Below are 14775 nucleotides of genomic sequence, written 5' to 3' on the forward strand. Positions count from 1 at the left end.
GGGTGAGTTTCCAGGTCATAACATGAGGAATGCTCGCATATTGGTGAGGAGCCCGGGATGTTCCTATGGGGTACGGCCACGGCCGCGTACCAGATCGAAGGCGCCGTCCGCGAGGACGGCAGGGGCGTCTCCATCTGGGACGCCTTCGCCCACGAGCCCGGCCGCACCAGGGACGGGCACACCGGGGACGTGGCCTGCGACCACTACCACCGCTGGCGCGAGGACATCGCCCTGATGTCCGGTCTCGGCGTGAACGCCTACCGCTTCTCGATCGCCTGGCCACGCGTGCTGCCCACGGGCACGGGCGAGGTCAACGACCGGGGCCTGGACTTCTACGACCGGCTGGCCGACGCCCTGCTGGCGGCGGGGATCCAGCCGGTGCCGACGTTGTTCCACTGGGACCTGCCCCAGGCCCTGGAGGATCGTGGCGGCTGGCTGAACCGTGACACCGCCGCCGCCTTCGCCGACTACGCGGCCACGGTCGCGGCCAGGCTGGCCGACCGGGTGCCGCTGTGGATCACACTGAACGAGCCATTCGTCCACATGGCGTACGGCTACGCGATGGGGATCCACGCGCCCGGCCGGCTCATGCTGACGGACGCCCTCCCCGCCGCCCACCACCAGTTGCTCGGCCACGGCCTGGCCGTCCAGGCGCTCAGGTCGGCCGGCGCGAGCCAGGTGGCGCTCACCAACAACTGCACCCCCGTCTGGCCGGCCTCCCAGGAGGAGCCCGACCTGCGGGCGGCCGACGCCTACGACATCCTGCACAACCGCCTGTTCAACGATCCCGTCCTTCTAGGCAAATATCCGGACTTGTCGGCTTATGCGACCGAGCTCGACTTCCTCCGGGACGGGGACCTGGCGACCATCTCCACACCCGTGGACGCCCTGGGGATCAACTACTACAACCCCACCCGCATCGCCGCCCCCACCGACGACGCCCTGCCGTTCACCGACGCCAGCATCACCGGCCACCCCACCACGGCCTTCGGCTGGCCGGTCGTCCCCGACGGCCTGCGCGAGCTGCTGACCGGCCTCAAGTCCCGGTACGGCGCCGCCCTCCCCCCGATCCTGATCACCGAGAACGGCTGCTCCCAGGACGACGTCCCACAGGAGGACGGCACCATCGACGACACCGCCCGCATCGCCTTCCTGGACGGCCACCTCGGCGCGATGCGGCGGGCCATGGCCGAAGGCGTGGACGTACGCGGCTACTTCGCCTGGTCACTGCTGGACAACTTCGAGTGGGCCGAGGGCTACCACCAGCGTTTCGGCCTGGTCCACGTGGACTTCGCCACGCAGCGCCGTACCCCGAAGCGGTCCTACCACTGGTTCAGGGACCATCTGGCGCGTCAGAACACCGAGACGTGAACGTGGTCGTAGTGGTTGGCGGTCACCCCGCCGCGGTTCGACATCGGGTCCCAGCCACCGCCTGAGCGGATGTCGTAGTAGCGCTGCTTCCAGATGATGTACATCACGCCGAGCCGCGGCCCGTTCTTGATCAGCCAGGCGGCCAGCGCGTCGCCGTTGGCGGCGTCGGCCCCCGCGGCCATGGTGCCGCCTCTGGACATCATGAAGTCGCAGGCCCGGCCCTTGCCGTGCTCGCCGGGGTCGCCGGGGCGCAGGCAGCCGACGCCGTACCTCATCGGGAAGTTCGCCATGATCGCCGCGCGCACCGAGATCAGGCGGGGCGTCAGGCCCTCGGCGCCGCCCGGCTGCTGGAAGCCGAACTTGTTGAGCAGGCGGTCGACCTCTTTGCGCTTGGCCTCCATGGCCTTGATCTCTTTGCGCAGCTTCTCGATCTTCTCGTTGGCGTTGAGCTTCGCCTCTTTGGACTCGTCGATCAGCTTCTGGATGCTCTCGACCCGCTTGGTGCGCTCCTGGGCCATGTACGTCATGTTCGCGGCCTGCCCCAGCACCTGGTACGGGTCGGCGTTGGGCGCCATGAGCTGCATGCCGTCGATCGGCCCCACCATGTAGGAGGTCTGCGCGATCCTGGCCACCTCGGACTGGGCGGCCTTGAGCTGGGCCTGCAGATCGCCCGAGGTGTCGGTGGCCTTCTTCGCCTGGATCCTGATCTCTTCGAGTAGCTGGATCTGACCCCGGTAGCGGTCGCTCAACTGCTTCGCCTGCCTGGTGAGTTTGCGCAGCTCAGCCGGGCCGGGATCGGCCATGACAGGCGCGGGCGAGTAGAGCCCGAGCAGCCCGGAGAGAACGGCGACAAGAACGGCGACCCGCCGGATCCTCACACGCGCCCCCTCCCCACATAGACGGACCGAAACTATAGAAGATGATCTTGATCTCTGTCATCTGAACGACCGAACTGGTGCACCTTTGGCGAGTTTTCTATGGATTTGTCCGAGTTAAGGCGGACCTAAAAATTTGGGTCTTGTATAGATCGCTCCAAAGGTCTGGGATGGCGATCGATTCCGTCTCCGCGAAGGGGCTGACCTTTGTCTCGATCACTGACCCTCGCCGCGGCCGTCATCCTCGGCTTAGGCACGTCCTTGGTGGCCACGTCCGCACAGGCGTCCATCGATCCCCTGCCGCCCCGCGACCGCATCGAGCTGTACGAGCTCGACAGCCCGCCGGGCACCGGGCAGACACTCAGGGAGAAGGGCTTCGACGTCGTCCAGCAGCAGTCCAAGGGCGGCAAGGAGCACGTCGAGCTGACCGCCGCCCAGACGGACCTCGACGCGTTGCGGAAGCTCGGCTACAAGCCGGAGCCCGTACGCAACCCGCAGGGCCAGAGCCAGCTTGAGGCGGCCAGGGCGCAGGCGGCCGCCGGTTACACGGTCTTCAAGTCCTACTCCGAGGCCGGGGGCATCGCCGACCAGCTCAAGGCGATCGCGAACGCCAACAAGGACATCGTCAAGCTCCAGTCGATCGGCAAAACCCTGCGCGGCCAGGACATCCTGGCGGCCAAGGTCACCACGAACGCGGCGAAGTCGCCCGACGGCGCCAAGCCCTCGACCCTCTACTCGGCCACCCAGCACGCCCGCGAGTGGATCGCCACAGAAGTGGACATGCGGCTGCTGAAGTACGTGCTCGCGAACAGGACCACGCTCAAGGACCTGCTCGACAAGACCGAGCTGTGGTTCGTACCGGTGGCCAACCCGGACGGATACGACTTCACCTTCACCGACGGCAACCGCCTGTGGCGCAAGAACCTGCGCGACAACAACGGCGACGGGCGGATCACCGGCGGCGACGGCGTCGACCCGAACCGGAACTTCCCCACGAACTTCCACTACGACGAGGAAGGCTCGTCGAGCATCCCGAGCAGTGACACCTACCGCGGCACGGGCCCGGCCAGCGAGCCCGAGACGAGGGCGATGGACGGCCTGCTCAAGCGCGTCGGGTTCGAGATGCAGCTCAACTACCACTCGTACGGCCCGCTGCTGCTCTACCCCATGGGCGTGCAGATCGCCACGGAGACCGCCGACAACCCGATCTACGAGGCGCTCAGCGGCGACGACGTCAACCCCGCCATCCCGGGCTTCGACCCCGACCTCGGCGCCGAGCTGTACACCACCAACGGCGACACCAACGACCAGGCCCACTTCCAGTACGGCACGCTGTCGTGGACGCCCGAGCTCAACGAAGGCTGCGACGGCTGCGGCTTCGTCTTCCCCGACAACGAGGCGCTGGTGCAGGCCGAGTTCGAGAAGGGCATACCGTTCGCGCTCGACGTGGGCAAGTCCGCGGCGAACCCGTCGGAGCCGGTCAGCCACCTGGGCAACAAGACGCCCGACTTCGTGATCGACCCGTTCGAGGTCAGCCACGGCAAGGAGCAGGTCGTCCAGGTCAACGCCAAGCGCAGTCTCGGCCGGGTGTTCCTGAACTACCAGGTCAACGGCGGCCCCGAGAAGGGCTACCTGATCAGCAACCAGGAGTGGAAGGGCGGCGAGCGGTACGGCGCCGGCTACGACCGCTACTACCACCGCCTCCGGGGCAAGATCACCGGCACGAAGCCGGGTGACAGGGTCAAGGTCTGGTTCAGCTCGTACGGCAGGCCGGACAGCGCCGACTTCACCTACACGGTCGCCTCCGACATCGGCGGTGACGTGCTGGTCCTGGCCACCGAGGACGTCACCGGCATCAGCCCGGCGCAGGGCGTGGCCGAGGCCAAGTACGCCGACGAGTACGCCGACGCGCTCAAGGCCGCCGGCTACACCTCGGACGTGTACGACATGGACAAGATGGGCCGTAAGGCCCCGCACCCGCTCGGCGTGCTCAGCCACTACCGCGCGGTCGTCTGGGAGACCGGCGACGACATCATCCCGAGGACGACCGGTCAGGTGCCGGGCACCACGTCCAAGGGCGGTGTGGACACCGAGCTGGCCGTGCGCGACTACCTGAACGAGGGCGGCAAGCTGCTGCACGCGGGCAAGTATCCGTCGTTCGCGGCGAACAACAACGGCGCCTACTACTACGAGCCCGACCAGCCCCTGAACCCCGAATGCACGGTCGCCGACGACCCGCCGTGCATCCCGGTGTTCAACGACTTCCAGCAGTACTACCTGGGCGCCTACGTCTTCTTCGACGACGCGGGTACCGACCACGACACCGGTCAGCCATATGCCCTGGAAGGCAACGGCGGCAGGTTCGAGGGCTTCGGCGCCACGATCGAGCCGAGCCACACCAACTCGTTCGTGGCCACCTCGGCCATCCTGCCGGCCACCCAGTTCCCGCTGTTCGCGAGTTCGGCTCAGGTCAAGTGGGTACGCCCGGGCGGCCCGTTCGACCCGCACACGGGCTCCTGGGACGTCTACAGCGGCATCGCCGACGTCTCGTGGAAGCGGCTGACGAAGACGATCAACCTGACCGGGAAGTCGAGCGGCGACCTGTCGTTCTGGACGTCGTACGACACCGAGGCCGGCTGGGACTTCCTGACGGTCGAGGCGCGCACGGCGGGCGGCGACGACTGGACCACGCTGCCGGACGCCAACGGGCACACCACCCAGGAGACCGGCGACAGTTGCCTGACCGCCAACAGCGGCGGCTGGCGCGTGATCCACCCGTTCACCCAGCGCTACCAGGGCGTGAACTGCGAGCCGACCGGTTCCTCCGGCGCCTGGAACGCGGCCTCGGGCAACTCGGGCGGCTGGCAGCAGTGGAAGATCGACCTGACCCCGTACGCGGGCAAGCAGGTCGAACTGTCCATCTCCTACATCAGTGACTGGGCCACCCAGGGCGCGGGCGTCTTCCTCGACGACTTCGCCGTGACGCTGGACGGCGCGGCGGCGGAGACGACCTCGTTCGAGACCGACCTGGGCGGCTGGACCGTCGGCAACCCGCCCGCGGGCTCGTCGCCGTCGGTCAACAACTGGTTCCGTACGGACCAGATCTTCGAGGAGGGCGGCGGCATCGTCACCAAGGACACCGTCTACCTCGGCTTCGGCGTCGAGAGCGTAACCGGTCAGGCGGCGCGTACGGACCTGGTCAAGCGGTCCATGCGGCACCTGCTCGGCGATCCTCGCTGACCCTTGACGAGGGGCGTGGCGCCCGGCGCCGCGCCCCTCTTGCGTGTGCGGACAGAACATGGTTCGGTCACCTTGTGGCATGGCGGAAGCAAGCAAGCATTCGGTCAAGCAGGAGGCTCACGACATGCGCCAGCACGACAAGCTGTTCATCGGGGGCGAATGGGTGGCCCCGGCGGGCACCGGGACCATAGACGTCGTCTCCCCGCACACCGAGGAGGTCGTCGGCCGGGTGCCGGAGGGCACGGCCGAGGACATGGAACGCGCGGTGGCGGCCGCCAGGCAGGCGTTCGACCAGGGGCCGTGGCCGCGGATGACGTTCGCCGAGCGGGCCGAGGTGATCGGCAGGCTGGCCGCGATCTACAACGAGCGCCAGGGCGAGATGGCGCGGCTCATCACCGAGGAGATGGGCTCGCCGATCACGTTCTCCAACCTCGCGCAGGCGCCGCAGCCGCTCGGCATGCTGCAGTACTACGCCGAACTGGGCAAGACGTTCGAGCAGGAGGAGCAGCGGCCCGGGCTGTTCGGCCCGGTCACCGTGCGCAGGGAGCCGGTGGGCGTGGTGGCGGCCGTGGTGCCGTGGAACGTCCCGCAGTTCGTCACGATGACCAAGCTCGCGCCCGCGCTGCTGGCCGGGTGCACGGTCGTGCTCAAGCCGGCGCCTGAGACGCCGCTGGACGCGTACCTGCTGGCCGAGTGGGCGGCCGAGGCCGGGCTGCCGGCGGGCGTGCTCAACATCGTGGTCGCGGGCCGCGAGGTCGGCGAGCACCTGATCTCGCACGCGGGCGTGGACAAGGTGGCCTTCACCGGCTCGACGGCCGCCGGCCGCCGCATCGGGGCCATCTGCGGCGAGCAGCTCAAGCGGGTCAGCCTGGAGCTGGGCGGCAAGTCGGCCGCGATCATCCTCGACGACGCCGACCTGGCCGCCAGCATGGGCTTCCTGTCCATGGCCTCCCTCATGAACAACGGCCAGGCGTGCGTGGCCCAGACCCGCATCCTGGCCTCGCGCCACCGCTACGACGAGGTCGTGGACGCGGTCGCGGGCATGGTGACCGGGCAGTCCGTCGGCGACCCCGCCGACCCGGGGACCGGCATCGGGCCGCTGGTGGCCAAGCGGCAGCAGGACCGGGTCGAGGCGTACATCAAGATCGGCATGGAGGAGGGCGCCAAGGTCGTCGTCGGCGGCCTGGAGCGGCCGCACGACCGCGGCTGGTACGTCTCGCCCACCGTCTTCTCCGGGGTCTCCAACGACATGCGCATCGCCAGGGAGGAGATCTTCGGGCCGGTGCTGGCGGTGATCCCGTACGAGGACGAGGCGGACGCCGTACGGATCGCCAACGACAGCGACTACGGCCTGGCCGGCACGGTGTGGACGGGCGACACCGAGCGCGGCATGGACGTGGCTCGCCAGGTGCGCACCGGCACCTACGGCGTCAACTGCTTCATGCTGGAGACCAACGCGCCCTTCGGCGGCTACAAGGCCAGCGGCATCGGCCGCGAACTCGGCCCCGAGGGCCTGAACGGCTACCTCGAGTACAAGTCGATCGCCCGCCTCGGTTAGCAGCACATGCGCGAAGGGCCCCGCGGTCGACCGCGAGGCCCTTCGCCTGCCGGGCGAGGCACCCAGCGCGCCCCCGCAACGCTAGGTGCCGATCTCGCACCCCAGGCTCGCCGGCTGCGAGCCACCATGCGCGATCGCCTGACTACAGAAGTATGTCCCACGTCCACCGCATAGGCGGTTTCCTTCCCCAGGGACTTTCTCCCGGCGGTTTCCTTCCTTACGCCATAGGTAGACGTGTATTACTCAGGAAAGGTTCGAGGAGATCCATTTGCCGATTCGGCGGATGAGTTCGGGGGTCGCCGCGGTCTCCGCGTGACCGTATCCGGGCTCGATCCAGAGCTCCTTCGGCTCGCGCGCGCCGGCGTACAACTGGTGCGCGTGGTCCAGCGGGAAGAACGCGTCCTCGTCGCCGTGCACGATCAGCAGCGGCACCGGAGAGATCAGCGCCGCGGCCTCGTGGGGCGGCATCGGCACGGGATCCCACTCGCCGCGCGCGATCCGGGTGCGCTTGGCCATCCTGGCCGCCCACCGGCCGAACGGGCGCTCGATCGCCCAGTGCACCTGGCGCATGGGCTTGGTGCCCCGGTAGTACCAGCGGGCCGGGCCGCTCACCGCCACCACCGCGTCCACCCCGGCGAGCAGCCCCGCGTGCCGGACGGCCACCGCCGCCCCCATGGAGAAGCCCACGACCGCGAGCCGGGTGTAGCCGATCCGGCGGGCGTGCCGGACGACGGCGTCCAGGTCGAGGATCTCGGAGTCGCCCACCGTGGACTCGCCCCCGGAGCGGCCGTGGCCACGGAAGTCGAACGCGAGCACGCCGCCGTACCCGCTCAGCACGTGCACGATCCGCCGCGCGGTACGGTCCCGCCACGAGCCGGTGAAGCCATGCGCCATCACGATGCCCAGGCCGGTATGGGTGGAAGGGGTGTGGGCGGCATCGATGCGGACCCCGTCATCGGTTCTGAGCATGACGGGGAAATGGGGCGCGTACGGCATGGGGACGAGCTTATGGTCGCTCGGCTTCCATCCCGCGCCCGGCCGCCCACACCGCGATCTGCGCGCGGGAGTCGAAGCCCAGTTTGTCCATCACGTTGGCGATGTGCCGGGCCACGGTGGCCGGGCTGATCACCAGCTCCTGGGCGATGGTCCGGTTGCTCAGCCCGCGCGTGAGCAGCGCCGCGACCTCCTGCTCGCGGCTCGTCAGCCCGGTGTGGCGAGGGCCCGGACCGAGCGGCGGCGGCAGCGGCGCGTGGCCGCTCTCGCCGCCGAGCACCCGCCTGGCCACCTCTTCAGGCGGCCACTCCATGCCCCTGGCCCACAGCAGCGTCACCCGGCCCTCGCCGAGCTTCGTCCTGGCCAGCGACAGCAGCTCCTGTACGCGCCCAGGCGTCCCGAACTGGCCGATCGACTCCCGCAGGGCGGTGGCGGCCGCGCCGGCCAGCACCGCGCCCTCCAGGTCGCCCTGGGCCCTGGCCAGCGCGGACAGGGTCATGAGCGCGCGCACGATGCCCCTGCGCTGCCCCGTCTGCCTGCTCAGCTCCAGGCCGGCGGCCACGTGCTCCTTGGCGGCGGCGTAGTCGTGCAGCCCGGCCGCCACCCGTCCCATCTGGGCCCGGCAGCGGGCCAGCTCGACGCGGTTGTCCATGGACTCCAGCAGCGGCAGCGCGCAGGCGTGGTGGGTGCCGGCCGCCTCCAGGTCGCCCGCCGCCTCGGCGACCGCCCCGAGATGGGTCAGGGCCCTGGCCAGCGTCCAGTGGTGCCCCGAGCGCCTGGCCAGGGCCAGCGCCTCCTCGCCGCGGCGCTGCGCCTGGCGCAGCCGGCCGTGGAACAGCGCCAGGTTGAGCTGCGCGATCCGGACGGTGGCCAGGTTGAACAGGTCGTCGTGGGCGGTCGCCGCCGCCTCCAGCTCTTCGAGGTAGCGCAGCGCCTTCTCGCTCTGCCCGGTGCGGAAGAACACGGTCAGCGCCACGCTGTAGGTGATGCCGAGCCAGTGCGTGTACGGGTGCTTCTTCTGCTCCTCGACACCCTGCACGATGAGCTCCTCGGCGCGCTCCAGCTCGTCATCGAGCTCCAGCCCGTACGCCAGCGCCCCCTTGGCCACCGCGACCAGGTCGGCGGGCACCTCCGACAGGTCGAGCGCGAGCAGCCGCTCGTGCCAGCCGACGCTCTCGCGCAGGTCGCCGCGGACGGCGAGGACGGCCAGGGCGGCGCGGGCCAGGCGCAGCCCGTGCACCGGGTCGCGCGACTCCACCGCCCGGTCCACCGCGATCCGGCAGTCGTCGAGCAGCCCGCGCCCCCTGGTGAAGTAGGCGAACCGCTCCGGCCACGGCATCCGGTGGTCGAGCGAGCCGCCCTTGTAGCAGCGCTCCATCTCGTCGCAGACGATCCGCAGGTGCCGGTCACGCAGCCGGTCCGCCTCACCGGCCTCGGCCAGGCGGTCGGCGGCGTATTGGCGGATCGTCTCCAGCAGCCGGTAGCGGCCCGCCGCGTCCTGGTGCAGCACCAGCGACTTGTCCACCAGGCCGCCGAGCAGGTCGAGCAGCTCGGCCTTGCGCAGGATCCCGCCGTCGGCGCACACCCGCTCGGCCAGCCCGAGGTCGAACAGCCCGGCGAACACCGACAGCCGGCGCAGCAGCACCCGCTCCTTGGGTTTGAGCAGGTCGTGGCTCCACTCCACCGTGGCGAGGAGGGTGCGCTGCCGGGCGGGGGCCGTACGGTCGCCGTTGGTGAGCAGCCTGAACCGGTCACCGAGACGGTCGGCGATGCGCCCGGGGCTCAGCAGGCTCGTGCGGGCCGCCGCCAGCTCCAGCGCCAGCGGCACGCCGTCGAGCGCGCGGCACAGGCGGGCGACGTCGGCCATGCTCCCGCTCACCCCACGCGCCCCGGCCGCCACGGAACGTTCCACGAACAGCAGCACGGACTCGGCGTCGGGATGCCGGGCGTCGGGCAGCTCCAGGGGCGGCACCCGCCAGACCAGCTCGCCCCGGATGCGCAGCGGCTCGCGGCTGGTGAGCAGGAAACGCAGGTCAGGGCAGTCGGCGAGAAGCTCGGTCACCAGCTCGGCGCAGGGCTCGACCAGGTGCTCGCAGTTGTCCAGCACGATGAGCGCGCCGGCCTCGCGCAGGCGTACGCGCAGGCCGTCGAGCAGCCGCCCGGGAACCTCGTCGCGCACCCCGAGCACGGCGGCCAGCTCGCCCGGCACCAGCGCCGGGTCGGCGACACGGCCCAGCTCCACCAGCCACACCCCGTCGGCGAACCAGGGCAGCGCCTGGGCCGCAACCCGCAGCGACAGCCGGGTCTTGCCGATGCCGCCGACGCCGCTCAGCGTGATCACGCGCTCCTCGCGCACCAGCGCGCCGAGCTCGGCCACGTCGCGCGCGCGGCCGACGAAACGGTTGGGCTCAGCCGGGAGGTTGTGCTGCACGTCTGCGGTCATAGAGGGCCCAAAGTGGTCGCGGGAGGATCACCTTCGCGCTCAGTCTCTCCCGCCGCGGGACCCGATGCGATCACTTTCCGTGCAGAGTTAGCGACTGGTCGGATACGAATGTGAGGCGCTGAGGTCTGCGACGCTCAGGACGACTGTGAGGCGCTGAGGTCTGCGACGCTCAGGACGACCCGAACGCGCGACTCGTCGGCCGCCTCCAGCGCCTGCCGGACGTTGGAGATCATCACGCGGGCGCCGCTCTCCTGGATGCGATCGATGAACGTGCCCTCGTCGAGATCGGCGGGCAGCGGCCAGGCGACCCCGCCCGCGGCGATGACCGCGTCGGTGGCCACCAGCAGATCGGGCCCCACGGGCAGGCAGATGAGCACGGTGTCACCTGTGCGCACGCCCCGGCGCCGCAGGTGGACGGTCGCGATCGCGGACCTTTCGTCCAGTTGCTCCTCGGTGAGCTTCAGGCCCGTGCATGAATCCACCATCACGATGCGCTCATCCATGTCGCCCACGGTAGGGAGGGCATCTCGTGCACACATGGGGCGGAATATGCAGATCCCTATGCAGAAGCTAGAGGGGATGCTCCGCGGCCCACACCGCGATCTGCGCCCGTGAGGTGTATCCGAGTTTCTCCATGATGTTGGCGATATGCCGGGCCACCGTCGCGGGGCTGATCACCAGCTCCTCCGCGATCGCCCGGTTGGACAACCCCCTGGTCAGCAGATGGGCGATCTCCAGCTCGCGGGCGGTCAGCAGCGAGTGCTTGACCGGCTCGGCCGTCCGCGGCCCCGGCGCCGGCCGCTCGCCCGGCACCGCCTCGCCCGCCAGCACCCGGCGGGCGGCGTCGTCGGGGCTCATCGCCCGCCCCCGCGCCCACAACGACACGGTACGGCCGTCGCCCAGCTTGGTGCGGGCCCGGCCGAGCAGCTCCTCGATCCTGATCGTGGCCGAATGTTGCCCGATCGCCTCACGCAGCGTGGCCGCCGCCGCGGCCGCCAGCACGGCGCCCTCAAGGTCGCCTTCGTATTCCGCCAGCACCGACAGCCCCACCAGGCAGCGGGCCACCCCCTGCCGCTGCCCGGTCTCCCTGGCCAGCGCGAGGCTGTCGGCCAGCCGCTCCCGCGCGACGCCGAACTCGTGCAGCATCGCCGCCACCCTGCCGATCCTGGCCAGGCAGCGCGCCAGCTCCTGGTCGCCGCCCAACTCCCGCAGCCAGGGCACGGCCATCTCGTATTGCGCCTGGGCGGTCACCAGGTCGCCGCGGGCCTCGGCCACCGCGCCGAGCTGACCGGCCGACCTCGCCATCATCCAGCGGTGGCCGTGCTCGCGCGCCCGCGCCAGCGCCTCCTCGCCGTGCCGCTGCGCCTCGCGCAGCCGGCCCCTGGTCAGGGCGACCGCCGACAGCCCGGCCAGCCCCGCCGCCTGGTTCCAGGCGTCGCCGGAGGCGGTGGCCAGGGCCAGGCCCTCCTCCGCGTGGTGCAGCGCCTGGTCGGCCCGGCCCATGCGGAGCAGCACCACGACCATGAGGCTGTGCATGACGCAGCGCGGGAACGCGGCCGACGGCGACATCCCGGCCAGGCTCTGCCCGGCCACCTCCAGCGAGCGGCTCAGCTCGTCACGCGCCTCCAGCCCGTAGGCGAGGTAGGCCTTGGCGTGCGCGATCTGCTCCGGCGGCACGTGGTCGAGGTCGAGGGAGAGCAGGCGTTCGATCCAGGCCACGATCTCCGTCAGGTTGCCCCCGATGGGCAGCAGCCCCGTGCTCGTCGCGCACAGGCGCAGGCCCAGCGGCACGTTGCCGGACTCGACGGCCCAGTCGAGCGCCACCCGCTGGTCGTCGAGGAGGCGCTTGCTCGCGCTCAGCGCCTCCAGCCGGCGCTCCCACGGCACCCCCGGCTCCACCATCTCGGTCACGAAATGGCGCTCCTGCAGCTCGCAGAGCACGTGGAGGTGCCGCTCGCGCAGCACCTCCCGCTCACCGGCCTGGTCGAGGCGCTCGACCGCGTAACGCCTGATGGTCTCCAGCAGCCAGTAGCGGCTGCGGCCCTCGTCGCAGAGCACGAGGGACTTGTCGACCAGGCCGCCGAGCAGGTCGACGATCTCCGCCCTGGCGATGGGCCGCTCGGCGCAGACCTGCTCGGCCAGATCGAGGTCGAAATCACCGGCGAACACCGACAGCCGCCGCACCAGCACCTGCTCCTTCGCCGCCAGCAGGTCGTAGCTCCACTCGACGGCCGCCAGCAGGGTGCGCTGCCGGACGGGCGCGGTGCGGCCGCCGGTGGTGAGCAGCGAGAAACGGTCGTCTATGCGGTCGGCGATCTGGCCGGGGCTGAGCAGGCTGGTGCGGGCGGCGGCCAGCTCCAGCGCCAGCGGCAGCCCGTCGAGCGCCCGGCACAGCCGCACCACGTCGGGCAGGCTCTCGGGCCCCAGCCGGGTGCCCGCGGCCGCCGCGCGGTCAAGGAACAGCTCCACGGACTCGGTGTCGGGAGCCCCCCGGTCGTCGAACAGCAGCATCGACTCGGCGTCGGGCATGGCCCTGTCGGGCAGGTCGAGCGGCGGCACCCGCCAGATCAGCTCGCTGGCGATGCGCAGCGGCTCTCTGCTGGTGGCCAGCACGCTCAGCCGCGGGCAGGCCGCGATCAGCGCCGCGGTCACCTCCGCGCACCGGTCGACCAGGTGCTCGCAGTTGTCCAGCAGCAGCAGGCAGCGCAGGTCGCGCAGCCGGGCGGCCACGGTGTCGAACAGCGGCCGGCCAGGCTCCTCGCGCACGCCCAGCACGCGGGCGATCTCCTGCTCGACGAGCTCGGGACGGCCGAACCTGGCCAGCTCGACCAGCCAGACGCCGTCGGGGTATGACGCCACCAGCCCCGCCGCCAGCCGCAGGGCCAGCCGTGTCTTGCCGATGCCGCCGACCCCGCACAACGTCACCACACGCGTCTCACCGAACAGGTTGCGCAGGTCGTCGAGGTCGCGCTCGCGCCCCACGAACCGGTTGGGCTCTGCTGGAAGGTTGTGCCGGGGGGAGTCTGACATGTGGTCACCCTGCGTCGCGGAAGGATCACACTCTCCCACAGTGTCGCACTTTTCACAGAGCAAGCGAGCTTACGACCGCCCTTTCGTCGATGACGCGCAGGATCGGATCGCCCACCAGCCTCTTGGCCAGCTCATATGGGGCGACGACGACGGTGGCGCGGCGCTCGGCGGCCAGCACTCGGCAGCCGATCAGGCTGGGCTCGTGGGCGACCACGACGTGGGCGCCGGTCGTCATCGCTAAATCGATGACCCGCAGGCCGCGGAAGGGCTCGCTCACCGCGTTGATCACCACGTCGTCCCTGGTGAAGACGACCCGGTTGGCCAGCCTGCGCAGGTCGGTCGCCAGCTCGTCGTTGTCGAACAGGCGCTCGCCGTCGAGCGTGGCCGCCGGGCCCGCCAGCGGCCCGAACTCCAGGGGGCCCTCGGACATCAGTTCGGCGAACGGCCGGGCGCCCGGGACCGGCTTGAACGAGAAGACCTGCTCCACCTTGCACGTGACGGGGTCGTAGGCGCCGTGGCTGATCATGATGCGGGCCACCCCGGAGGTCGCGAGCACCGCGACCCCACCGGCCCAGGCCACGGCGTGCACCGCCACCGGCAGCGTCGCGCCGAGCGGGACGTTGACCAGCACGTGCTCGCCGTAGCGCAGGCCCTCGCGGCGCAGCCCGGCCGCCGCCCTGGTGACCCGTCTCGCGAACGCCGCGTAGGACAGCACCTCACCTGTCCTGACATCGCTCACCGCCGGCTGGTCGGCCTGAATCGGTGCCGCAGCCATAACCAGCTCTGTCCAGGTCATGCCGTCAATCTAAGGATCCGGCGCGGCCTTGCCATGCGCACAATTGTGCAACCGGCTATGTAGAAGAGGGCCCGGCGCGCGGGGCCGGCCCGCGTCACCGTCCATCGGCGCTTCGCCCGCAAAAGTGAGCCGATCGAGGCGGTCAGCCTGCGCGAGCTGAGGCGATTTCTGAAAGCTTTCGAGCAGGCGCCGGCGCCGCCGCCGGCCCGGGCGGATCAGGTGCCCGAGGGGTTCGCGATCACCTTACGGCTGGTGCGCGGCCATCCGCTGCTGGGCCGGCCGCTCGCGACCGAGCCCGAGACCATCCTGCCGCTGCTCACGGTGGGGGCGGAGCCCTGTCTGGCCGCCCATGTGGGCGACGCCGAGGTGGCCGAGACCTTCGTCCGCGTCGTACTGTCGTTCGTGCTCGTTCCCGGCGGCGCGATCCCCCTCCTTAACGACGACGACGCCCACGCTTAGGCTCGCCGCC

General features: G+C 70.6%; 10 protein-coding genes. 4 read left to right on the plus strand and 6 right to left on the minus strand.

The features are described from left to right. The first annotated feature begins 57 nt into the window (after window positions 1-57). Window positions 58-1371 carry a GH1 family beta-glucosidase gene (locus C4V41_RS28415; protein ID WP_103959013.1) on the plus strand — a complete coding sequence of 438 codons (1314 nt, stop codon included), beginning with the start codon at window positions 58-60 and terminating at the stop codon, window positions 1369-1371. Here C4V41_RS28415 and C4V41_RS28420 read toward each other — a convergent pair. Then, window positions 1353-2249, minus strand: coding sequence for a hypothetical protein (locus C4V41_RS28420; RefSeq protein ID WP_103959014.1), 897 nt, complete (start codon window positions 2247-2249; stop codon window positions 1353-1355). The genes C4V41_RS28415 and C4V41_RS28420 overlap by 19 nt on opposite strands. Before the next feature lie 204 nt (window positions 2250-2453). Between C4V41_RS28420 and C4V41_RS28425 the strand changes: the two genes are divergently transcribed. Next, on the plus strand, window positions 2454-5486 hold the full coding sequence (locus C4V41_RS28425) for a M14 family metallopeptidase (protein ID WP_235030434.1): 3033 nt from the start codon (window positions 2454-2456) through the stop codon (window positions 5484-5486). A 124-nt stretch (window positions 5487-5610) separates the two neighbouring features. Next, window positions 5611-7044: an aldehyde dehydrogenase gene (locus C4V41_RS28430; RefSeq protein WP_103959015.1), complete on the plus strand. Its 1434-nt coding sequence runs from the start codon at window positions 5611-5613 to the stop codon at window positions 7042-7044. Between the two features lie 243 nt (window positions 7045-7287). Here the strand turns inward: C4V41_RS28430 and C4V41_RS28435 are convergent, their stop codons facing one another. The 5 genes from C4V41_RS28435 to C4V41_RS28455 form a co-directional block, all read right to left on the minus strand. After that, the gene (locus C4V41_RS28435; RefSeq protein ID WP_235030435.1) at window positions 7288-8040 is read right to left on the minus strand and encodes an alpha/beta hydrolase; all 753 of its coding nucleotides are present in this window, start codon (window positions 8038-8040) and stop codon (window positions 7288-7290) included. A 10-nt stretch (window positions 8041-8050) separates the two neighbouring features. Then, window positions 8051-10480, minus strand: coding sequence for a LuxR C-terminal-related transcriptional regulator (locus tag C4V41_RS28440; protein ID WP_103959016.1), 2430 nt, complete (start codon window positions 10478-10480; stop codon window positions 8051-8053). Window positions 10481-10614: 134 nt separating this feature from the next. Continuing rightward, window positions 10615-10983, minus strand: coding sequence for an AMP-binding protein (locus C4V41_RS28445; RefSeq protein WP_160150412.1), 369 nt, complete (start codon window positions 10981-10983; stop codon window positions 10615-10617). Between the two features lie 67 nt (window positions 10984-11050). Further along, the gene (locus tag C4V41_RS28450; protein ID WP_146103814.1) at window positions 11051-13510 is read right to left on the minus strand and encodes an ATP-binding protein; all 2460 of its coding nucleotides are present in this window, start codon (window positions 13508-13510) and stop codon (window positions 11051-11053) included. A gap of 52 nt (window positions 13511-13562) precedes the next feature. Beyond that, window positions 13563-14285 carry an AMP-binding protein gene (locus C4V41_RS28455; RefSeq protein ID WP_160150413.1) on the minus strand — a complete coding sequence of 241 codons (723 nt, stop codon included), beginning with the start codon at window positions 14283-14285 and terminating at the stop codon, window positions 13563-13565. A gap of 240 nt (window positions 14286-14525) precedes the next feature. On the opposite strand from C4V41_RS28455, the gene C4V41_RS28460 reads away from it, so the two are divergent. Continuing rightward, window positions 14526-14765 carry a hypothetical protein gene (locus C4V41_RS28460; protein WP_103959020.1) on the plus strand — a complete coding sequence of 80 codons (240 nt, stop codon included), beginning with the start codon at window positions 14526-14528 and terminating at the stop codon, window positions 14763-14765. Window positions 14766-14775 lie beyond the last annotated feature (10 nt).

This window comes from Nonomuraea solani (assembly GCF_900108335.1).
Lineage (GTDB): Bacteria > Actinomycetota > Actinomycetes > Streptosporangiales > Streptosporangiaceae > Nonomuraea > Nonomuraea solani.